This is a genomic window from Rhodoferax sp. GW821-FHT07F03 (assembly GCF_059418745.1).
In genome coordinates, this window is record NZ_JBWKQM010000002.1 from 364,649 (window position 1) to 384,493 (window position 19,845).

A 19,845-nucleotide genomic window follows, 5' to 3' on the forward strand; every position below is an offset into this window, starting at 1 on the left:
CGGCTAGCCTATGACGACCCAACTTCCGCCCACGATTGACCCCGCCGCCGCCGCCCGCTGGGCCCGCCTGCCCGCCACAACGTCCCCTTGGTTGCACGAGGAGGTGGCCCGGCGCATGGAGGACCGCCTGCAGTGGATCAAGCTGCAGCCGCAGGCCTGGGCCCACTGGGAGCCGGTGCGCGGCGGCCTGGAGGCCCATGCCAAGCTCACAGCCCGCTACCCGGATGCTGCGTGTTATGTGGTGGAAGCGCACGAAAATCAAGCGCAGGCAGCTATTCAATCTGTAGCAAAACCGTGGTGGAATCCGGGCCGCTGGACGGCGCCACCCCAGCATGCCCAGTTGCCGCCCGATGGCAGTGTGCAGATGCTGTGGGCGAATATGCTGCTGCATTCCGCGCCCGACCCCCAGGCCCTGATCGCGCAGTGGCACCGCGCTTTGGCCGTCGATGGATTTCTGATGTTTTCTTGCCTGGGGCCGGACACCGTGCAGGAGCTGCGCAGTGTCTATGCTGCCCAAGGCTGGCCGCTGCCGGGCCACCAGTTCACCGATATGCATGACTGGGGTGACATGCTGGTGCATGCCGGCTTTGCCGAGCCGGTGATGGACATGGAGCGCATCCGGCTGACGTATGAGAACCCACAGCGTCTGCTGCAAGACCTGCGCGAGATTGGTCGCAACCTGCATCCCCAGCGCTTTGCGGGTTTGCGTGGTAAAGCCTGGCGCGCGCAACTGGAGGCCGCGTTGGCACGTCAATTGGCCAGCGCTGCGGAGCAGGGGCGGCTGCCGCTGACGTTTGAGCTGATCTATGGCCACGCGCTGAAGCCTGCACCCAAGCTGCGGGTCAGTGCCCAAAGCGCGGTTTCGCTGCGAGACATGCGCGATATGCTGCAGAGAGCCAAGCCTGGCGCGGCATGATGGTTTCTAGGTAGGCCACCAGCGGGAAAGGCGGGCTACAATGAAAATGAAAAAACATATGGGTATCTTCCCACGCAGCTAAGCCCATCGGAAAGTGACAGTCAAGTCGTCCGAAGGGCTTAATTTTGTGAGTGCCATCCGTGTCGAATCTGGTATTTCGCTTCGCCACCGTTTCCGGCCAGAACATTCACTGGTTTCTGAAGCGTAATTGTTCGGTCACTCCGACCCAGCTGGCTTGGCTGTACGCGTCGATCTGTGTGGTGTCTTTGGGGATTGCATCCTTTTTCTGGATGCAGGGTGCCAAGTTGGTATTGCCTTTTGCGTGGCTGGAGCTGGCGGCCGTGGGCATTGCGTTCCTGGTGTATGCCCGCCATGCCACCGATGGCGAGAAGATTTCGTTGCAAGGTCCCCGTCTGGTGGTTGAGTTGGAAAACGCGGGCCGACTGGAGCGAGCTGAGTTTCACCGTGAATGGGTCAGAATCGAACCCAAAACAGGTGACCGGTCCTTGATAGAGGTGTCCGGCCAGGGGTGTTCGGTAGAGGTAGGGCGGTATGTGCGTCCAGAGTTGCGGTCCGCGTTGGCCCGCGAACTTCGCATGGCATTGCGCAGCGCTTGAGGGGGAGGTCCAGGGTTGCTTGGGCAGCGTAGACAAACTGGTTCTATTGAGAAGAAGTTAAAACGATGAAGATGATTCCTAACAAGTTGGCTTCACTCCTGCCCGCACTCGGCGTCTGGGCGGGCGCATGGTTCAGCACTGCTGCACATGCGGTCAATGATCTACCCGGTGGCCCCGCCGTGCGGCAGTTGAATCTGGCCCCCGCAGTCACCAAGATCGCCGAAGAGCAGCAGTGGCTGCACTGGTTCATGCTCATCGTGTGCTGCGTCATCTTTGTTGCGGTCTTCGGGGTGATGTTCTATTCCATTTGGAAGCACCGCAAATCCAAGGGTTACAAGGCCGCCAACTTCCACGAGTCCGTAGTGGTAGAAGTGATTTGGACCATCGTGCCCTTCGTCATCGTGATCCTGATGGCGCTGCCGGCCACCAAGGTGGTCGTCGCCTTGAAGGACACCACCAATGCCGATCTGACCGTCAAGGTCACTGGCATGCAGTGGAAATGGGGCTACGACTACCTGAAGGGTGAGGGCGAAGGAATCGGCTTCGTGTCCACGCTGGACAGCAGCCAGCGCGCCATGTCCAACAATGGTGGCCCCAAGGCCAATGAAGTGGTGGACGACTACCTGCTGAAAGTGGACAACCCGCTGGTTGTGCCAGTGGACAAAAAGGTGCGCATCATCACCACCGCAGACGACGTGATCCATTCCTTTGGTGTGCCGGCTTTCGGTATCAAGCAAGATGCGATTCCCGGTTTTGTGCGCGACACCTGGTTCCGTGCGGAAAAGGTCGGTACCTACTATGGCCAATGTGTAGAGCTTTGTGGCAAGGAGCATGCCTACATGCCCATCCAGGTGAAGGTGGTGTCGGCAGAAGACTATTCCAAGTGGGTGGACGGCGAGAAAAAGAAGATGGCTGCCAAGGCCGATGATCCTTCCAAGGTCTGGACACTGGACGACATCTTCAAGCGCGGTGAAAAGGTGTATGCAGCCAATTGCGCAGCCTGCCACCAGGCCAACGGCAAGGGCGCAGGCCCGATCAAGCCGCTGGATGGCTCGCCCAAGGTGCTGGATGCGGACAAGAGTCTGCAGATCATGACGGTGCTGAACGGGCAAAACAACGGCGCCATGCCTTCCTGGAAGCAACTCAGCGATACCGATATTGCAGCAGTCATCAGCTACACCAAAAACAACTGGTCCAACAAGACGGGCCAACTGGTGCAGCCGGCTGATGTCTTGGCTCTGCGCGGCAAATAAGCTGCTCTCGCAACGTACAGATTTCCAAGGAAAGCAAGATGAGCGCAGTTCTCCATCCCCACGAAGACCATGCCCACCACGACGGGCATGACCACCACGCACCTACGGGCTGGCGTCGGTGGGTTTTTGCGACCAACCACAAGGACATCGGTACCCTGTACCTGTTGTTCAGTTTCACCATGTTGATGGTGGGCGGCGTCCTGGCGCTGCTGATCCGTGCCGAGCTGTTCCAGCCTGGTCTGCAGTTCGTGAATCCCGAGTTGTTCAACCAACTGACCACCATGCACGGCCTGATCATGGTGTTCGGCGCCATCATGCCTGCCTTTGTGGGCTTTGCGAACTGGATGATTCCGTTGCAAATCGGCGCCAGTGACATGGCGTTTGCGCGCATGAATAACTTCAGCTTCTGGCTGATGATTCCCGCCGCTGTGACGCTGGTCAGCTCGTTCTTCATGCCTGGCGGTGCGCCTGCCGCGGGCTGGACGCTGTACGCACCGTTGACCCTGCAGATGGGCCCCAGCATGGATGCCGGTATTTTTGCGATGCACATTTTGGGCGCATCGTCCATCATGGGCTCGATCAATATCATCGTCACCATCCTGAACATGCGCGCACCCGGCATGACGCTGATGAAGATGCCGATGTTCTGCTGGACTTGGCTGATCACCGCCTATCTGTTGATCGCCGTGATGCCCGTGCTGGCCGGCGCCATCACCATGACGCTGACGGACCGCCACTTCGGTACCAGCTTCTTCAACCCCGCCGGTGGCGGTGATCCGGTGATGTACCAGCACATCTTCTGGTTCTTCGGCCATCCCGAGGTGTACATCATGATTTTGCCGGCCTTCGGCATCATCAGCCACATCGTGCCAGCGTTTGCACGCAAGAAGTTGTTCGGCTACGCCTCCATGGTCTACGCCACGTCTTCTATTGCGATCCTGTCGTTCATTGTTTGGGCGCACCACATGTTCACCACCGGCATGCCGGTGACCGGCCAGCTGTTCTTCATGTACGCCACCATGCTGATTGCCGTGCCGACTGCTGTGAAGATTTTCAACTGGATCGCCACCATGTGGCAGGGCTCGATGACCTTTGAAACCCCGATGCTGTTCGCTGTGGGCTTCATATTCGTGTTCACCATGGGCGGCTTCACCGGCCTGATCCTGGCGGTGGCGCCTATCGACATTCAGCTGCAGGACACTTACTACGTGGTGGCGCATTTCCACTACGTGTTGGTGGCAGGCTCGCTGTACGCCATGTTTGCCGGCTTCTATTATTGGTGCCCCAAGTGGACCGGTGTGATGTACAACGAACGCCGCGGCAAGATTCATTTCTGGTGGTCGCTGATAGCGTTCAACGTCACCTTTTTCCCGATGCACTTCTTGGGCTTGGCCGGTATGCCGCGCCGCTATGCGGACTACCCCATGCAGTTTGCTGACTTCAACGCCATTGCGTCGGTGGGGGCGTTTGCCTTCGGTTTTGCCCAGGTGTATTTCTTCTTTTTCGTCGTACTGCCCGCCATGATGGGCAAGGGCGAAAAAGCGTCGCAAAAGCCCTGGGAGGCCGCCGAAGGTCTGGAGTGGGAAGTGCCATCGCCCGCACCCTTCCATACCTTTGAAACCCCACCCAAGCTGGATGCCACGGCAACCCGCGTCATTGGATAACACCTGACTATGCTGACGCCAGAGCAAAAGAAGCACAACCTTCGTACCGGACTGATACTGGCGTCGGTTGCGCTGGTGTTCTTTGTGGGATTTGTTGTCAAGATGGTTCTGCTGAGCCACCACTAAGTCACTACAAGGCCTGCATGTACGTGCGTCGCGAAAACTGGAAGATGATGGGCAAGCTGGGCGTTGTGGCGCTGGGCATGTTTGCTTTCGGTTATGCGCTGGTGCCGTTGTACAAGGCGATTTGTGAGATGACCGGCATCAATGTGCTGGCGTTGGCAGAGCGTCAGTTGCCGGGCGATGGCGGTGCAGGCAAGGCTATCAAGCTACCCGCCAATACCCAGGTGGATATGAGCCGGACCATCACGGTAGAGTTTGATGCGAACGCGCGTGGCCCCTGGGAGTTCAAACCCGCCACGCGATCGCTACAGGTGCACCCTGGCGAACTGACTACCGTGATGTACGAATTTCAGAACGTGCAGAACCGGCGTATGGCCGCACAAGCTATACCCAGCTATGCGCCCAGGCAGGCAGCGGCGCATTTCAACAAGCTGGAATGCTTTTGCTTCAACCAGTACACCCTGGATCCAGGCGAGAAGAAGCAATGGCCTGTGGCTTTTGTGATCGACCCGAAGCTGTCCAAGGATGTGAGCACGATCACCTTGTCATATACCTTTTTTGAAGTGGGTGGCAAGACCCCGCCAGCGCCTGTGTCCACGGTCGATGCAGGGACGCATGTGGAAGCGGGGCGGGGCTCATGAGTGCACCGGCCAAGGCTTCGGTACTGCACACTATCAAGACGGTGGCTTGGTCGTTTCTGGGCATACGCAAGCGCAGCGGCTTTGAAGATGACCTGGCCAAGCTGAGTCCACTGCAGGTGATTGCAGTAGGCTTGTTGGCCGTGCTGCTGTTCGTGGTGAGTTTGATGTTTTTTGTCAGTTGGGTGGTAGCGAAGTGATCTGCTTTGCTAAACGGTTAAGAAAATAAGTGAGACCAAGGAGCTGAAATGAGTTCAAGCGCGCATGCCGCAACACCGTACTACTTTGTGCCTGGTCCATCGCGCCACCCGGCGATGGCTGCGTTGGGCTTGTTTTTTGTGATCCTGGGCGCTGGCCAATGGGTGAACGATGCCGAATGGGGCAAGTACTCACTGGCCGTTGGCATGCTGTTCTGGTGGGGTGTGCTGTACCAGTGGTTCCGCGACGCCATCCGTGAAAGCGAAGGCGGGCTCTATGGGCACAAGATCGATCTGTCCTTCCGCTGGGCCATGAGCTGGTTCATCTTCTCGGAAGTGATGTTCTTTGGCGCCTTCTTTACCGCTTTGTGGTGGGCGCGTGCGCACTCCGTGCCGGTTTTGGGGAGTCTGGACAACGCCTTGCTGTGGCCGGACTTCAAGGCAGTGTGGCCCAGCTTGGCTGCGGGTGTCACGGCTTCGCCAGCGAACATCATTGAACCTTTCGAAACCATGACGCCGTTCTGGCTGCCGACCATTAACACCGGTCTGTTGCTGAGCTCGGGCGTGACGCTGACGATCGCCCACCATGCGCTGGTCAAAGGCCAGCGCGGCAAGACGATTGGTTTCATGTGGGCCACGGTGATTTTGGGTACGGTGTTCCTGTTCGTGCAGGGATATGAATACGCCCACGCCTACAGCGAGATGAATCTCAAGCTCAGTTCCGGCGTCTACGGCTCTACCTTCTTCATGCTGACCGGCTTCCACGGCTTCCACGTTTTTGTGGGTATGTTGATGCTGCTGTTTATCACGCTGCGTCTGATGAAGGGCCACTTCACGCCGCAAAAGCATTTCGGCTTTGAGGGCGCGGCTTGGTACTGGCACTTCGTGGACGTGGTCTGGCTGGGCCTGTATGTGATCGTCTACTGGATGTAATGGCGCTGCCCTCTACCATCCTTCAAAAAAGCGCCGATGGGCGCTTTTTTGTTGCTGCGCCTTATTTGCCGGCAGGGATGCCGGTGGGGTGCAAATATCCCAGCTTCCAACCCACCAGAATGCAGACGAACAGCAGTACCGAGAAGGCTATACGGAACGCTAGTGCCCGAGCCATGCGGTCGGCCTTTTTCGGGCTGTTTGGGTCGTCCTTGCCGCCTTTGAGCATGAAGTACAGGGCAGCGCCCAGGCTGGCGAAGATGGCCGCAAAAGCAATGAGGGCGAGGTAGGTCATGGAGTGCATTATCCCGTGAGCCCCAAGTTGCGTTTCTGTCTGTTGACCGCAGGGGCTTTGCTGGGCCTGGCCGCTACGCTGTCGCTGGGGCGCTGGCAATTGTCGCGTGCAGCCCAAAAGGAGGCCTTGTTTGCCGCCATCGAGTCTCAGAACCGGCTGCCGCCGGTCGCACAGGCCGAGTTGCTGGCCAGTCCGCAGGTTGATTCGCTGCTGCACCGCAATGTCCAGTTGCGTGGCCATTGGGTGGCGCAGCGCACGATGTTTCTGGACAACCGCCAGATGCACGACCAGACTGGTTTTTATGTGGTGACGCCCTTGCAGTTGCTGGACAGCCAGGCCGTGATCCTGGTGCAGCGGGGCTGGGTGCCACGCAATTTCCTGGACCGCACGGCCTTGCCCCGCATCGATACGCCCGGGGGCTTGGTAGATGTGCAAGGGCGTATGGCCCCGCCACCGTCCAAGCTTTACGCCTTCCAGGCGGTAGAGTCGGGGCCCATCCGGCAAAATCTCGACTTGGCAGCTTTCACTGCGGAGACCGGCCTGCCCCTGATGGCGGCGTCTGTATTCCAAACCGGGCCGCCCGCACCGCCGCTGCAACGTGACTGGCCCAAGGCCAATACCGGTGTTGAAAAGCACTATGGCTATGCATTCCAATGGTTTGGGCTGGCTGCCCTGATCGCAATCCTTTATGTCTGGTTCCAAATTGTCCGACGCTTCATCCCTAAGCACTCCCGCCGCCGTGAGCCCGTCTGAAGACCACTTGCTGGGCATGACGGTGCACTCCATGCCTACGCCACAGGAGGCGGTGGATGGCGCCAGTCGGCGCACGGTGCTGGGTCGCTGGAAGATGCTGGCCGTGCTGTTGACTTGTGCTGCACCGGTGGTTGCCTCGTATTTCACCTATTACGTGATCCGCCCCGAGGGTCGGCGCAATTTTGGCGAGCTGATCGACCCGCAGCGCCCGCTGCCCGATCAGCCGGTACAAGCGCTGGACGGTGCGCCTGGCAATCTGCGAGCGCTCAAGGGCCAGTGGTTGCTGCTCAGCGTAGGCAGTGGCGCATGCGATGCGCTGTGTGAGAAACACCTGTATCTGCAGCGCCAGCTGCGCGAGACCCAGGGCAAGGAAAAAGACCGCGTGGACTGGGTCTGGCTAGTGACAGACGACGCCCCCGTGCCCGAGCGCCTGTTGCCCGCCTTGAAAGGTGCCACCGTGCTGCGCCTGCCCGAGTCACAGCTATCGCAGTGGTTATCACCTGCCCAGGGCCATCTGCTGGCCGATCACCTGTACTTGGTTGATCCCCTGGGCAACTGGATGATGCGCTTCCCTGCCAGCCTGGACCTGGCCGGTGCGGCGAACGCCAAGCGGGACCTGGAGCGCCTGTTGCGCGCCTCGGCAGCCTGGGACCAACCGGGCCGTTAAATGGACACGCCTGCCTTGTACGACCTGTCGCCCGCCATCCGCGTCATGCTGGTGGGCTTGCTGATCGCCGTCGTGCCCCTGGTGTGGGTGCGACTGCGCAACCCCCAGGCATCGACCATGGGGCGTTTGCAGGCCCTGACGGTGTTGACCTTGTTTCTGACCTTTGACCTGGTGTTGTTTGGTGCCTTCACCCGTCTGACCGACTCCGGTCTGGGCTGCCCCGATTGGCCGGGCTGCTATGGCAATGCCAGCCCACTGGGTGCCGTGGCCCAAATCACCCATGCCCAGACTGCTATGCCCAGCGGACCCGTGACCCATGGCAAGGCCTGGGTGGAGATGGTGCACCGTTATCTGGCGACTTCGGTCGGCGTGTTGATTTTGACGCTGACCATTGCCAGCTGGTGGCAGCGCCGGCGAGGCCTGATCCTGCCCGTCAGCCCCTGGTGGCCCACGCTGACCTTGGTGTGGGTGTGCGTGCAGGGCGCATTCGGTGCCTTGACCGTCACCATGAAGCTGTTCCCGGCCATCGTCACTTTGCATTTGATCGGCGGCCTGGTGCTGTTGGTGCTGCTGTGCGTGCAGGCCGTGGCCTACGCCCAGCGCGAGCGGGCGCCAGCGCCGGCCTGGCCGGGAGCGCGTTGGATTCATTGGCTGGTGTTTGCGCTGCTGGCCTGCCAGGTGGCTTTGGGCGGCTGGGTCAGCACCAACTATGCGGTGCTGGCCTGCGATACTTTCCCCCTGTGCCAAAACAGCTGGTGGCCAGAGATGGACTTCCAGCAGGCCTTCCAGATCTGGCGCCCCCTGGGGCGCTTGCAGGATGGCACCTACCTGGGATTTCCGGCGCTGACGGCTATCCACTACACCCACCGGCTGATGGCCTATCTTGTGCTGTTGGCGCTGGCATGGCTGGCTTGGCGCTTGCACCGTAATCCGGCCACCCAGCGCCAGGCGCGTTGGCTGGGTGGGCTGACCCTGTTGCAGTTTGCGACGGGCTTGAGCAATGTGGTGCTGGGCTGGCCTATGCTGGCTGCCGTGGGCCATACCGGGGGCGCGGCCGCGCTGGTGGTCGTGCTGACCTGGATCGTTTGCAGCCGCCGCAGTGCATTGGCCGCCGAGCCCCGTGTTTCCTTTGCCTTCAGCGAGCCGGCGGCGCAGCGCCCCGTTCGCTGATGGCGTGTATTTTTTGTCTGGACCGAGATTGTTTGCATGCGTGTTGCTGAACCTACCGCCCCTCCCATGACTGCCGCGCCGCCCTCGCGCCTGCGCCAGTTTTATTCGCTGACCAAGCCGCGCGTGGTCCAGTTGATCGTGTTTTGTGCACTGATTGGTATGGTGCTGGCTGTGCCCGGCGCGCCTACATGGGCCGAAGTCCGGCTGGGCCTGGTGGCCTGCCTGGGCATCTGGCTGGTGGCTGGCGCCGCTGCCGCCTTCAATTGCCTGGTAGAGAAGGGCATAGACGCCAAGATGAAGCGCACCTCCTGGCGGCCGACGGCGCGGCAGGAGCTGCAGGACTGGCAAACCCTGCTGTTTTCGGCCCTGTTGTGCGTGGCTGGCTCGGTGCTGTTGTATGTGTGGGTGAATGCCCTGACCATGTGGCTGACCTTTGCCACCTTTGTGGGTTATGCCGTGGTCTATACCGTCATTCTGAAGCCGCTGACGCCGCAGAACATCGTCATTGGCGGAGCCTCGGGCGCCATGCCGCCGGTGCTCGGCTGGGCCGCCATGACCGGCAATGTCGGGCCTGAAGCCTTGATCCTGTTCCTGATCATCTTCCTGTGGACGCCGCCGCACTTCTGGGCGCTGGCGTTGTACCGGGTGGAGGACTACCGCAAGTCCGGCCTGCCTATGCTGCCCGTGACCCATGGCAACGAGTTCACCCGCCTGCAGGTGCTGCTGTACACCCTGGTGCTGTTCGCGGCCTGCCTGATGCCCTTCATCTACGGCATGAGTTCCTGGCTGTACCTGGCAACCGCCGTGGTGCTGAGCATTGGCTTCTGCGGCTATGGTTTTGCACTGTGGCGCAATTACTCGGACGCCCTGGCGCGCAAGACCTTCCGTTTTTCCCTGATCCACCTGAGCGCGCTGTTTGCTGCGTTGCTGCTGGACCACTACCTGATCTGAGCCTTATGCATAAACGTGATGCTATTAAAAAAATAGCTGGTGGCGCACTAACTATGTGCGCTAGCGGTCTTTTTGTTGCCTGTTCTGAAACCAAGGCCGATTTCGCCTCGGTGGATGTCACCGGGGCGGACTACGCCAAGGATTTCCAGCTGAGCGACCACAACGGCCAGCTCCGCAGCCTGAAAGACTTCAAAGGTAAGCTGGTGGTGGTGTTCTTTGGCTATACCCAGTGCCCGGACGTTTGCCCCACCTCCATGGCCGAGTTGGCAGAGATCAAGAAATCCCTGGGCGCCGATGGCGACCGCCTGCAAGGCATTTTCATCACCGTGGACCCGCAGCGCGACACACCGGCTCTGCTGAAGGCCTATATGGCTAACTTTGACCCCAGCTTCCTGGCGCTGGTGCCCACGCCCGAGCAGTTGGCCGCCGTGGCCAAGGACTTCAAGGTCTACTACAAGAAGGTGGATGGCAGCACGCCTACCAGCTACACCATGGACCATTCCGCTGGCAGCTACGTGTACGACACCCAGGGCCGGCTGCGCCTGTATGCGCGCTACGGCGGTGGCGTGGCGCCGCTGCTGGGCGACCTGAAGATACTTCTCAAGCAGGCTGCATAAAAAAGGGACCGTCTAGGTCCCTTTTTGTTTGGTGGCGAATGCCACGCTTAGGCGTATTCGGTCAGCGCCTTTTTCATCTTTTTCATGGCCGCAGATTCGATTTGGCGAATCCGTTCGGCACTCACGCCGTAGTCGGCCGCCAACTCGTGCAGCGTCATGCCGCCAGAGCCGTCGTCCTGCACCTTGAGCCAGCGCTCTTCCACGATGCGGCGGCTGCGTTCGTCCAGGCCGTCCAGCGCGCTGCGCACGCCATCGCTGGCCAGGGTGTCGCGCTGGTGGGCTTCGATCTGAGCGGTGGGTTCGTGCACCGTGTCGGCCAGGTAGGCGATGGGGCCGTAGCTGTCTTCGCCATCGTCGCTTGGGCCTGGGTCCAGCATCACGTCGCCACCGGACAGGCGGGTTTCCATCTCGATCACGTCCTCGCGCTTTACATTCAGCTGGCTGGCCATGGACTCGATTTCCGACTCGCTCAAGGTGTCGCGGTGGGTGTCACCGTCGATCGCGTCGGACTTGAAGCCCTGCTTCATCGAGCGCAGGTTGAAGAACAGCTTGCGCTGTGCCTTGGTGGTCGCCATTTTGACCATGCGGCAGTTCTTCAGGATGTATTCGTGCATCTCGGCCTTGATCCAGTGCAGCGCGTAGCTCACCAAGCGTACGCCTTGGTCAGGGTCGAAACGCTTCACGGCTTTCATTAGGCCGACGTTGCCTTCCTGGATCAGGTCGCCATGTGGCAGGCCATAGCCCAGGTATTGGCGTGCGACGGACACAACCAAGCGCAGGTGCGACAGCACCAGCTTACCGGCGGCGTCCACGTCGTTATCGTTCTTGAGTTGGCGTGCGTATTGCTGTTCCTGCTCCAGGGTGAGCATGGGCATGCGGTTCACCGCGGAGATATATGCGTCCAGGTTACCCAGCGGGGGCACCAGGGCCCAGGGGTTCGGGGCCGCCAATGCGGTGGACATGGTTCCAGTTTGAAGGTTCATACCAGATTCCCTTTCTCTAGGGCTGAATATTAGCACTCTATTAAAGAGAGTGCTAAAGCCGGGGATTTCCTCTTTGGCGCTAGGGTATTCCCTTGGTCAAAGCTGGGAGCTTTGACCCAGTAAGCCTGTAGCGATTGTCGATTCTTGGCAAACGTGGAACTCTGGGTATCTTGAAAACCTGTGTAACCTATTGAAAGTTATGGGAGATTTCTAAAAACCTGCTCAAGTGAAGGTTCTGGGTACCAGATGGGAGCGCTCCAGCTGGTTTTCAAGCGCTTAGGGTGCAAAACGACTTCTGGGCGGGCGTTAACATCCTCGGCTATGAAATTTCTGAACACATTCATGCTTGCGGTAGGCTGGTTTTTTGTCGTTTTCGCAGTTCTTTGCGCCCTTGGGCTGGGCTCCATCCATATGCACCTGGGTCCACTGGACTTCAAGCTGCCCTTTCATTGGCGCTGATCCAGGCGGGTTCGAGTCGTGGAATAAGGCGCAGGCTTCGATCACGCGGTAGAACATGCTGCTGCCGGGGCGACAACAGAATCCTGTGCCAAGGCAGTGGCCCGGTTTGCTCTCGCACCGAATGCGTTGCCGCCTATGCTTTAGCTATACGACATACACCGTCTTAGCTGGAGCCTAACTTGTCTCTTCAACACTTCAAAGTCCTCACGTTCGACGTTGTCGGCACTCTGATCGATTTCGAGCGCGGCATGCTCGACTATTTGCATATCGCCGTACCAGGCACCCAGCTGTCTGACGACGACTTTCTCAGTGCCTACCGCAAGGCGCGTAAGAGTGAAGACGTCACCTGGTACCCCGACGATCTGGTGCGCGTATGGCACGTGATTGCGCCACCGCTGGGCCTGCCTGACAGCCATGTACTGGCACAAGGCTTCCGTGATTCCGTGGCCCATTGGCCGGCCTTTCCTGACTCCGTCGAGGCATTGAAACGTTTGGGCAAGCGCTTCAAGCTTGTCACCATGACCAATGCGCAGACCTGGGCGTTGAAGCACTTCGCCAAGACGCTTGACCAACCCTTTGACTTGGAACTGAGCTGCGACGACGCGCTCTGCGAGAAGCCCGATGCCCGTTACTTTGCTTATGCACGGGGGCGCTTTGAAGGGGCCTGGGGTTACAAGCAGGCAGACAATCTGCACGTTGCGCAAAGCCAGTACCACGACATTGGTATCTCCAAGCAGCTGGGTATTACCACCTGCTGGATCGAGCGGCGCCATGGGCAGGCGGGCTCGGGCGGCACCATCGAATCGGCCTTGACCCAGCCCGACTACCACTTCCACACTTTGAAAGAGTTGGCCGACGCGGTTGAGGCTGGGCGCTGATGCCAGCAGCCCTGAGGGACATCGCGGCACCGGTGGCCGACTTGTTGCCGGACCTGGTGGCTTTGCGCCAGGACCTGCACGCCAACCCCGAACTGGCGTTTGCCGAGCGGCGTACCGCCGGCATCGTCGCGCAGTCCTTGCGCCTGCTCGGTTTGGACGTGCATGAGGGACTGGGCGGTACCGGTGTGGTCGGCAGCCTGCGCTGCGGCAGCAGTACCCGTAGCGTTGGCCTGCGCGCCGATATGGACGCGTTACCCATGGTGGAGCTCGGGCGCAGCCCCTACGCCAGTCGTATCCCCGGCGCCCACCATGGCTGCGGCCATGATGGCCACACCAGCATGTTGATCGGTGCTGCCCGGCAACTGGCGCGCACCCGCGCTTTCGATGGCACGGTGCATTTCATTTTCCAGCCGGCCGAAGAAGGCAAGGGTGGCGCCCGCGCCATGATTGAAGACGGTCTCTTTGACCGTTTTCCCTGCGACAGCGTCTATGCGCTGCACAACTGGCCCGACCTGCCGCTGGGCCAGGCGCAGACCCGGCCCGGGCCCATCATGGCCGCAGCCGATCGCTTCGACATCGTGCTGCGCGGCCGCGGCGGCCATGCGGCCCAGCCCCAGCACACGCCGGACGCCATCCTCGCAGCCAGCCAGCTGGTCACCCTGCTCAACACCATCGTCTCGCGCCGCATCGATCCTGGCGAATCGGCCGTGCTATCGGTCACGCGTATCGAGGGCGGCCACAGCCACAACGTGCTGCCGGCCGAGGTGAGCATCACTGGCACGGTGCGCAGTTTCGACCTCGCCACGCAAGACCGCATCGAAGCCGCGTTGCGCGCCTGCGTAGAGGGCGTGGCCCTGTCCGGTGGCGTGCAGGCGGAGCTGAACTACCTGCGCTACTACCCCGCGACCATCAACACCGCGGCCGAAGCCGCACTGGCGCTCGACGCAGCCCAGGCGATAGGCCTGCAGGCCGCAGAGGCGCCGCGCGCGGCCTTTACCTCGGAAGACTTCGCCTTCATGTTGCAGCGCAACCCCGGCGCCTACCTGTGGCTGGGCCAGGGCCGCGCCGATCCCGGGCCCGACGGCGAACGCGCGCTGCACCACCCCTGCTACGACTTCAACGACGACGCGCTGCCCCTGGGCGTGTGCTGGTTCTGCGAGGTGGCGGCGCGTGCGTTGGCATGAGGTGGGCTGTCGAAACTTTTGAATGAAATCGGCTTCCTGCGCATATTTCATGTGCGCAAGGTGCTATGTTTTTGATAGTCATGCTGCTTGCCGCGCCTGCTGCAGCGCTGCGAATCGCCCGATGGCATAGGGCGCCAGCGAAATCGACGTATTGCCCGTGGCCATCAGTTCGGCCATGGTCTCGCCCACGCCGGGGCTGATGGCGAAGCCTTCGCCATTGAAGCCGAAGGCGTAGTGCAGGCCGGGCACCTTGGCGCTAGGCCCCATCACGGGTTGCCAGTCGGCGGTATAGCCTTCGATGCCGCTCCATACGCGGATCAACTGCACCTGGGCGAAGGCGGGCATGAAGCGGCGCAGTTCGCGCAACTGGCGCAGTACGTTGTCGGGCTTCACATAGGCGCGGACCAGGTCGGCATGGGCTGGCCCCTTGAGCCCGCCACCGAAGACGATGTTGCCGCGCGCGATCTGGCGGAAGTACAGGCCTTCGGTTTCTATGGGCGACGACAGGCCGATGGACGGGCCTATCGCGTAGGGCAAGGGTTCGGTCACGCCCATTTGCGGGCCTCGGGCCTCCATCGGCACGCGCTCGCCGAACTGCTCGGCCATGCGGTTCGACCAGGCGCCGCAGGCCACCAGCATCTGCGGCGCGCGAAAGCGCCGGCCATCGGCCGTGTGGGCGACGAAGCCGTTGCCGTCGCGTTCGACCTGCAGCACCTCGGCATGCTCGACGATGTGGGCGCCAGCCCGTTGTGCCGCGCGCGCAAAGGCGGGGCCGGCCAGGCGCGGATTGGCGTGGCCGTCTTGTGGTGAATACGAGCCGGCCACCACGCTGGGCGCGAAGATGCCCCAGCGCTGGCGCAACTGCTCGGCGCTGAAAAGTTGCAGATCCAGGCCCAGTGGCTTCACGTCGCGTGCGTGTTTCTCGATCACTGCGGCCTGCTTCTCGGTGTAGCAGACGCGCAGATGGCCGTAGGGCACGAATTCCACGTCTTCGCCGAGCAGCTCCTTGATCCGGCCCCAGACGGCGCGCGCCCGGTTGGCCAGCGGCATCTGGTGCAGTTCGCGGCCTTGCCGTCGCACGTTGCCGAAGTTGGTGCCACTGGCCTGCCGGCCGACGAGTTCGCGCTCGAGCAGCGTGACCGACTTGCCGTGCTGGCGCAGGAAGAATGCGGTGCTCGTGCCCATCAGGCCGCCGCCCAGGACCAGCACGTCGGTGTCGAATGTTGCTGTGCTCATTCGGTGGCCTCCAGCGTGTCCATCATCAACGGCTTGACGGGCGCCTGGGAACGCAGCCGTCCTACCTGCTCTACCGGTATTGCGCAGGCCTGGGCCACGATCTCGGCCGCCGCATGGCCGCAGAAGCGCCCCTGGCAGCGGCCCATGCCGACGCGGCTGAAGGCCTTGGCGCGGTTGACTTCCTGGCTGCCGAGTTCGTTCACGCATCGGCGCAGTTCGCCCACGGTGACGGCTTCGCAGCGGCAGACTACGGCGTCGTCGGGCAGGGTTGTGGCCTGCGCGTGCGGCCAGGGGAAGGCGCGGGCCAGGCCGACACGGAAACGGTCCATCTGCGCCAGGGTGCGGCGCAGCGTGGCCGATTCGTTCTGATAGAGGGCTTGGCCCTGCGCATGCCCGAGGTCGGCCAGCGCGGCCAGCGCGGCCAGGCGGCCGGCGGCTTCGGCGCCGTCGGCTCCGAGTATGCGCACGCCATCGCCTGCGAGGTAAACCGCTGGCGTGCTGCTGCGGCCGTCGGTATCGATGCGCGGCAGCCATTGGCGGCTTATGGGTTCGAAGGCGAATTCGCAGCGGGCCAGGTCGGCCAGCTGGGTTTCGGCGCGCAGGTGCCAGCCTAGGCCCACCGCGTCGCATTCGAAACGCTGCGTGCGGCCTTGCGCGTCATGCACCTGCACCGCCTGCACGCCCAGGCGCTCGTCGCCTTCGATGCGCAGCGGCGTCACGCCTTGCAGCACCGGCACGCCGGCACGGCGCAGCCCGCGGATCAGGCCGAGCCCGCGCAGCGCCAGCGCAGGCCGCGCCAGCAGGCCGGCAATGGCGCCCCAGGACTTGGACGCGGGCGCGGTATCCAGCACGGCCGCCACCTGGGCGCCGGCCTGCTGGTATTGCGAGGCCACCAGGTACAGCAGCGGGCCACTGCCCATGAAGACCACGTGCTGGCCGATGGCGCAGGCCTGGGCTTTCAAGGCGATCTGTGACGCGCCCAGGCTGTAGCAGCCGGCGCGGTGCCAGCCGACCACCGGCATCAGCCGGTCGGTGGCACCGACGCAGACCAGCAAGGCATCGAAGCCCAGCGTCTCGGCCTGGCCCGCATGCACCAGGTGCAGGGCTTTGTCGGTCACGTTCCAGGCCAGGGTGTCGCTGCGGTAGTCGATGTGGGGGCGCAGCGCGTCGAAGTCCTGGTGCAGGGCCTGGGCCTTGCCGGCTTCGCTGCCGTAGAGCTTGGCATAGGAGCGCGTGAAGCCCTCGGGCTGGCGGCGGTAGATCTGGCCGCCGTCGCGCCGGCCTTCGTCGACCACGGTGGGCCGCAGGCCGGCCTGGACCAGGGCCTGGGCAGCGCGCACGCCCGCCGGGCCGGTGCCTACCACCACGGTGCGGGGTGCGGTGCTCACAGAGGACCCTTTGCCGCCTGCTGCTGCAGAGATTGCTGCAGGTCGGGGCTTACCGGCCAATGCTGCAGCGGCGGCTGGGTCAGCACAGCCATGCCGGGCTCGGCCGGCGTGCTGCAGGCGCGCAGGCGCTGGCCTTGCGGCGTCCACACCCAGCAGTCCTGGCAGGCGCCCATCAAGCAGAAGCCAGCGCGCGGGCCGTCGCCGAATTCGCTATCCCGCACCCGGCGGCCGTGGCCGAGCAGGGCCACGAGCAGCGTGTCGCCCACCAGGGCGGTGGCGGGTTCGCCGTCGATCAGCATCGACAGGGTAGGGCGGTCGGTCTCTGCGAGCCGGACAAAGCGGCCGGGCGAACGGGGGTGGGGTGCGGGACGAGAAGAGGTGTCTGGCATGCGGTCAGGCGCGGAGTTCACCGCTGGTGGGGAAACAGTTTCTCGACGGGGCAGTGCGCCTTGATGAACGGCGACTTGATGACGATGTAGCTGAAGTACTTGACGATGCCGATGTTGCGTTCAAGCAGTTCCTCGACCACTTCCTGGTAGTGGTTCACGCCCCGCGTCAGGAAGCGCAGCAGGTAGTCGTAGCCGCCGCTCACCAGGTGGCATTCGAGCACTTCGTCCACTTCGCGGATGGCCGCTTCGAAGCGCGCGAAATCTTCGCGGCGGTGGTCCGACAGGGTGACCTCGGTGAAGACGGTCAGCGTGTCGCCGAGCTTTTCCAGGCGCAGATGCGCGCCATAGCCCGCGATGTAGCCAGACTGCTCCAGCCGCTTCACGCGGATCAGACAGGGGCTTGGCGACAAGCCCACCGCGTCTGCCAAGTCAACGTTGGTCATCCGCCCATTTTTTTGTAGTTGCGCCAGGATACGCAGGTCCAGGCGGTCAATCTTTAAGGCTTCGTTCATGGCGAGGTCTATAGCGTGGAAAACACAGATTCTGCTACGTGAAAGGGCTGTTGGGCCCTAGCCGGACAGTGCGGCACGTACATCGGGCATGGCGAGAACATCGTCAAGCGTTGTCTTCAGCCGGTCGAACATTTGAGCGAACTCGTCTTCGGTGAAGGTGAGAGCCGGTGCGAAGCCGAGGATGTTGTCTCCAAACGCGCGGAACACCAGACCGTGGCGGTAAGCTGTCTGGGCGATACGCTCAGGTAAACCCAGTGCTGTATCGAAGCCGCGCTTGGTGTTTTTGTCGCTGACAAGCTCCAAAGCACCAAGCAGGCCACGGTGGCGGGATTCGCCAACCAAGGGATGTGCAGTCAGGGCGTCCAGGCCGGCCGCAAAATGCACGCTGCCGCGTTGCCCATTGGCCAGCACACCGCCTTCTTCGTAAAGGCGCAGAACCTCCAGTGCGACTGCGGCGCTAACGGGGTGGGCAGAATAGGTGGCGCCATGGCCTATGACGGCGCCATCGGGCGCACCGTCAGCGATGCCTGCGTAGACCTTTTCGCTCATCATCGTCGCCCCCATTGGCGCATAGCCCGCAGTCAGACCCTTGGCCATGGTCATCAGGTCGGGCTCCACACCTTCGGCATCGCAGGCGAACATCGGGCCCGTGCGGCCAAAGCCGGTAATGACTTCGTCCACGACGAACAGGATGTCGAGCTCTCGCGTGGCATCGCGCATGGCCTTGAGCCAGCCCTTGGGCGGCACGATGACGCCGCCAGATCCCTGTATGGGTTCGCAGAAGAATGCCGCCACGTTTTCGGCACCCAGCTCGGCCACTTTGGCGCGCAATGAGGCGACCGATGCGTCGATAACCGCCTGCGGATCAGCGGCACCTTCATGGCGGTAGGGGTTGGGCGAACGAATGTAGTGCTGCGTGGGTAGGGGTAAATCAAAGCCCCGGTGGAATGCTGGCAAGGCCGTCAGACCCGCACCGGTGGAGGACGATCCGTGGTAGCCCCGCTCCAACGCGATGAATTGCTTCTTGGATGGCTTGCCTATGGCGTTGTAGTACTGCACGATGAAACGCACGGCCGCATCCACCGACTCAGATCCACCCAGTGTCAGGTACACCCGGGTCAGCGATGCAGGCGTGATCTCGACCAACTTGGCGGCCAGGCGGATGGCGGGCTCGCTGCTGAAATGGAAATAGCCAGTGGCATAAGGTAGGCGGCGCATTTGTTCGGCGGCGGCCTGTACCACGCTCTCCTGCCCGTAACCTACGTTGACGCACCACAGACCGGCAAACGCGTCGAGCAGTTCGTGGCCATTTGCATCTGTCAGCCAGGCGCCGCGGCCAGAGCTCAACACAGTGGGGCCGCGTTGTTCATGCATGCGCCAGGGCGAGACGGGATGAATCAGGTGGGCACGGTCAATGGCGCTGAGAGAAGCAAGTTGAGGCAGATCTGAGAGTTGGTTCATGGCGGGTCCGTGGATGCAAAAACATGCGAAACGATGAGACGTTCTGATGCCTGTCAGCATAGGTCTTGTGCCTTGTCGCGTGGTGCTGCAATGGGGCTGGCGATTGGTGAAGCCTGCGGTTATGCGAGTTTTGACAGCAGATCATGCGGCGCTGCTGGAAGGCACTTTTGCCATGTCGGCATGTATGGCGCAATACAGGTCGGCGCTGGCAAGGCGATGGTGCGAGGGCTGCTTCAAAACCGTGCTTTTTCCGGGTTCGGAACGCTGCAGGGAAGTGCATCGCCGCACGCATGCGGTGCAGACCGCATGGCGTGCTGTAGCTGCCACGTCAAACCGCAGCTTTAGCGTGGCAAGGCATGCATTTCCCTACAAGCCTCGTACCAGTGCATGTTTCAATCAGTTCGAAATTCAGTGGGTGCACAGGCCTGTCAGGCCGTGACCTGCACCGGTCTGAGACCGGTTTGACAAAGGAACCGAGACCATGATCTTTCGTCCCAGGCACACCGTCTACGGTGGCCGCAGCACATTACCCTGCCGCCACGGATCACGCCAGCCGGCGCGCTG

The 19,845-nt window shown here is 61.9% G+C and carries 22 protein-coding genes; 15 read left to right on the forward strand and 7 right to left on the reverse strand.

What is annotated here, in order from left to right; all coding sequences use genetic code 11:
- Positions 1-10: 10 nt before the first annotated feature.
- From AC07R0_RS04320 to AC07R0_RS04355, 8 genes are all read left to right on the forward strand, one after another.
- Positions 11-916 (forward strand): class I SAM-dependent methyltransferase, encoded by a 906-nt coding sequence (locus AC07R0_RS04320; RefSeq protein WP_495103921.1) that lies wholly within the window; start codon positions 11-13, stop codon positions 914-916.
- A gap of 140 nt (positions 917-1,056) precedes the next feature.
- Complete coding sequence (locus tag AC07R0_RS04325; RefSeq protein WP_495073744.1) at positions 1,057-1,533, forward strand: DUF2244 domain-containing protein; 477 nt, start codon at positions 1,057-1,059, stop codon at positions 1,531-1,533.
- A 65-nt stretch (positions 1,534-1,598) separates the two neighbouring features.
- A complete protein-coding gene (gene coxB, locus AC07R0_RS04330) occupies positions 1,599-2,786 on the forward strand; it encodes a cytochrome c oxidase subunit II (protein ID WP_495073743.1) in 1,188 nt (395 codons plus the stop codon).
- A 38-nt stretch (positions 2,787-2,824) separates the two neighbouring features.
- The gene (gene ctaD / locus AC07R0_RS04335) at positions 2,825-4,450 is read left to right on the forward strand and encodes a cytochrome c oxidase subunit I (protein WP_495073742.1); all 1,626 of its coding nucleotides are present in this window, start codon (positions 2,825-2,827) and stop codon (positions 4,448-4,450) included.
- 9 nt (positions 4,451-4,459) lie between these two features.
- Positions 4,460-4,576, forward strand: a complete 117-nt coding sequence (locus AC07R0_RS04340) for a cytochrome oxidase small assembly protein (RefSeq protein ID WP_490590801.1) — start codon at positions 4,460-4,462, stop codon at positions 4,574-4,576.
- Positions 4,577-4,593: 17 nt separating this feature from the next.
- Positions 4,594-5,214 (forward strand): cytochrome c oxidase assembly protein, encoded by a 621-nt coding sequence (locus AC07R0_RS04345; protein ID WP_495103922.1) that lies wholly within the window; start codon positions 4,594-4,596, stop codon positions 5,212-5,214.
- Positions 5,211-5,411, forward strand: coding sequence for a DUF2970 domain-containing protein (locus AC07R0_RS04350; protein WP_495103923.1), 201 nt, complete (start codon positions 5,211-5,213; stop codon positions 5,409-5,411). Before AC07R0_RS04345 ends, AC07R0_RS04350 begins: the two co-directional genes overlap by 4 nt.
- Before the next feature lie 48 nt (positions 5,412-5,459).
- Positions 5,460-6,341, forward strand: coding sequence for a cytochrome c oxidase subunit 3 (locus AC07R0_RS04355; RefSeq protein WP_495073738.1), 882 nt, complete (start codon positions 5,460-5,462; stop codon positions 6,339-6,341).
- A gap of 61 nt (positions 6,342-6,402) precedes the next feature.
- Here the strand turns inward: AC07R0_RS04355 and AC07R0_RS04360 are convergent, their stop codons facing one another.
- Positions 6,403-6,633 carry a twin transmembrane helix small protein gene (locus AC07R0_RS04360; protein WP_495103924.1) on the reverse strand — a complete coding sequence of 77 codons (231 nt, stop codon included), beginning with the start codon at positions 6,631-6,633 and terminating at the stop codon, positions 6,403-6,405.
- A gap of 15 nt (positions 6,634-6,648) precedes the next feature.
- On the opposite strand from AC07R0_RS04360, the gene AC07R0_RS04365 reads away from it, so the two are divergent.
- The 5 genes from AC07R0_RS04365 to AC07R0_RS04385 are packed head-to-tail and all read left to right on the forward strand — an operon-like array spanning position 6,649 to position 10,791.
- Positions 6,649-7,386 (forward strand): SURF1 family protein, encoded by a 738-nt coding sequence (locus AC07R0_RS04365; protein WP_495103925.1) that lies wholly within the window; start codon positions 6,649-6,651, stop codon positions 7,384-7,386.
- Entirely contained in the window at positions 7,322-8,053 is a 732-nt protein-coding gene (locus tag AC07R0_RS04370) for an SCO family protein (protein ID WP_495103926.1), read from the forward strand. Before AC07R0_RS04365 ends, AC07R0_RS04370 begins: the two co-directional genes overlap by 65 nt.
- On the forward strand, positions 8,054-9,223 hold the full coding sequence (locus AC07R0_RS04375; protein ID WP_495103927.1) for a COX15/CtaA family protein: 1,170 nt from the start codon (positions 8,054-8,056) through the stop codon (positions 9,221-9,223).
- A gap of 36 nt (positions 9,224-9,259) precedes the next feature.
- Complete coding sequence (gene cyoE, locus AC07R0_RS04380) at positions 9,260-10,174, forward strand: heme o synthase (RefSeq protein WP_495097131.1); 915 nt, start codon at positions 9,260-9,262, stop codon at positions 10,172-10,174.
- A gap of 5 nt (positions 10,175-10,179) precedes the next feature.
- Positions 10,180-10,791, forward strand: coding sequence for an SCO family protein (locus tag AC07R0_RS04385; protein ID WP_495103928.1), 612 nt, complete (start codon positions 10,180-10,182; stop codon positions 10,789-10,791).
- 47 nt (positions 10,792-10,838) lie between these two features.
- On the opposite strand, the gene rpoH is transcribed toward AC07R0_RS04385, so the two are convergent.
- Positions 10,839-11,774 (reverse strand): RNA polymerase sigma factor RpoH, encoded by a 936-nt coding sequence (rpoH, locus tag AC07R0_RS04390; protein WP_495073731.1) that lies wholly within the window; start codon positions 11,772-11,774, stop codon positions 10,839-10,841.
- A gap of 638 nt (positions 11,775-12,412) precedes the next feature.
- Between rpoH and AC07R0_RS04395 the strand changes: the two genes are divergently transcribed.
- A complete protein-coding gene (locus AC07R0_RS04395; protein WP_495103929.1) occupies positions 12,413-13,111 on the forward strand; it encodes an HAD-IA family hydrolase in 699 nt (232 codons plus the stop codon).
- The gene (locus tag AC07R0_RS04400; protein ID WP_495103930.1) at positions 13,111-14,295 is read left to right on the forward strand and encodes a M20 aminoacylase family protein; all 1,185 of its coding nucleotides are present in this window, start codon (positions 13,111-13,113) and stop codon (positions 14,293-14,295) included. The genes AC07R0_RS04395 and AC07R0_RS04400 overlap by 1 nt, the downstream gene beginning before the upstream one ends.
- A gap of 78 nt (positions 14,296-14,373) precedes the next feature.
- On the opposite strand, the gene AC07R0_RS04405 is transcribed toward AC07R0_RS04400, so the two are convergent.
- From AC07R0_RS04405 to AC07R0_RS04425, 5 genes are read right to left on the reverse strand one after another with little or no spacing between them, the layout of a single operon-like run.
- Positions 14,374-15,531 (reverse strand): NAD(P)/FAD-dependent oxidoreductase, encoded by a 1,158-nt coding sequence (locus AC07R0_RS04405; protein ID WP_495103931.1) that lies wholly within the window; start codon positions 15,529-15,531, stop codon positions 14,374-14,376.
- Positions 15,528-16,919 (reverse strand): FAD/NAD(P)-dependent oxidoreductase, encoded by a 1,392-nt coding sequence (locus AC07R0_RS04410; RefSeq protein ID WP_495103932.1) that lies wholly within the window; start codon positions 16,917-16,919, stop codon positions 15,528-15,530. Before AC07R0_RS04410 ends, AC07R0_RS04405 begins: the two co-directional genes overlap by 4 nt.
- Positions 16,916-17,308 (reverse strand): (2Fe-2S)-binding protein, encoded by a 393-nt coding sequence (locus tag AC07R0_RS04415; protein WP_495103933.1) that lies wholly within the window; start codon positions 17,306-17,308, stop codon positions 16,916-16,918. The genes AC07R0_RS04410 and AC07R0_RS04415 overlap by 4 nt, the downstream gene beginning before the upstream one ends.
- A 17-nt stretch (positions 17,309-17,325) precedes the next feature.
- Entirely contained in the window at positions 17,326-17,820 is a 495-nt protein-coding gene (locus AC07R0_RS04420) for an Lrp/AsnC family transcriptional regulator (RefSeq protein WP_495073725.1), read from the reverse strand.
- 57 nt (positions 17,821-17,877) lie between these two features.
- A complete protein-coding gene (locus AC07R0_RS04425; protein WP_495103934.1) occupies positions 17,878-19,281 on the reverse strand; it encodes an aspartate aminotransferase family protein in 1,404 nt (467 codons plus the stop codon).
- Positions 19,282-19,845 lie beyond the last annotated feature (564 nt).

Excerpts from the sequence above, each read along its gene's own strand:
- AC07R0_RS04350 (WP_495103923.1), top strand. The coding sequence starts at position 5,211 with ATGAGTGCACCGGCCAAGGCTTCGGTACTGCACACTATCAAGACGGTG.
- AC07R0_RS04415 (WP_495103933.1), bottom strand. The coding sequence starts at position 17,308 with ATGCCAGACACCTCTTCTCGTCCCGCACCCCACCCCCGTTCGCCCGGC.
- ctaD (WP_495073742.1), top strand. The coding sequence starts at position 2,825 with ATGAGCGCAGTTCTCCATCCCCACGAAGACCATGCCCACCACGACGGG.
- coxB (WP_495073743.1), top strand. The coding sequence starts at position 1,599 with ATGAAGATGATTCCTAACAAGTTGGCTTCACTCCTGCCCGCACTCGGC.
- AC07R0_RS04400 (WP_495103930.1), top strand. The coding sequence starts at position 13,111 with ATGCCAGCAGCCCTGAGGGACATCGCGGCACCGGTGGCCGACTTGTTG.
- rpoH (WP_495073731.1), bottom strand. The coding sequence starts at position 11,774 with ATGAACCTTCAAACTGGAACCATGTCCACCGCATTGGCGGCCCCGAAC.
- AC07R0_RS04370 (WP_495103926.1), top strand. The coding sequence starts at position 7,322 with ATGTCTGGTTCCAAATTGTCCGACGCTTCATCCCTAAGCACTCCCGCC.
- AC07R0_RS04375 (WP_495103927.1), top strand. The coding sequence starts at position 8,054 with ATGGACACGCCTGCCTTGTACGACCTGTCGCCCGCCATCCGCGTCATG.
- AC07R0_RS04320 (WP_495103921.1), top strand. The coding sequence starts at position 11 with ATGACGACCCAACTTCCGCCCACGATTGACCCCGCCGCCGCCGCCCGC.
- AC07R0_RS04420 (WP_495073725.1), bottom strand. The coding sequence starts at position 17,820 with ATGAACGAAGCCTTAAAGATTGACCGCCTGGACCTGCGTATCCTGGCG.
- cyoE (WP_495097131.1), top strand. The coding sequence starts at position 9,260 with ATGCGTGTTGCTGAACCTACCGCCCCTCCCATGACTGCCGCGCCGCCC.
- AC07R0_RS04355 (WP_495073738.1), top strand. The coding sequence starts at position 5,460 with ATGAGTTCAAGCGCGCATGCCGCAACACCGTACTACTTTGTGCCTGGT.
- AC07R0_RS04425 (WP_495103934.1), bottom strand. The coding sequence starts at position 19,281 with ATGAACCAACTCTCAGATCTGCCTCAACTTGCTTCTCTCAGCGCCATT.
- AC07R0_RS04385 (WP_495103928.1), top strand. The coding sequence starts at position 10,180 with ATGCATAAACGTGATGCTATTAAAAAAATAGCTGGTGGCGCACTAACT.
- AC07R0_RS04345 (WP_495103922.1), top strand. The coding sequence starts at position 4,594 with ATGTACGTGCGTCGCGAAAACTGGAAGATGATGGGCAAGCTGGGCGTT.
- AC07R0_RS04360 (WP_495103924.1), bottom strand. The coding sequence starts at position 6,633 with ATGACCTACCTCGCCCTCATTGCTTTTGCGGCCATCTTCGCCAGCCTG.
- AC07R0_RS04405 (WP_495103931.1), bottom strand. The coding sequence starts at position 15,531 with ATGAGCACAGCAACATTCGACACCGACGTGCTGGTCCTGGGCGGCGGC.
- AC07R0_RS04340 (WP_490590801.1), top strand. The coding sequence starts at position 4,460 with ATGCTGACGCCAGAGCAAAAGAAGCACAACCTTCGTACCGGACTGATA.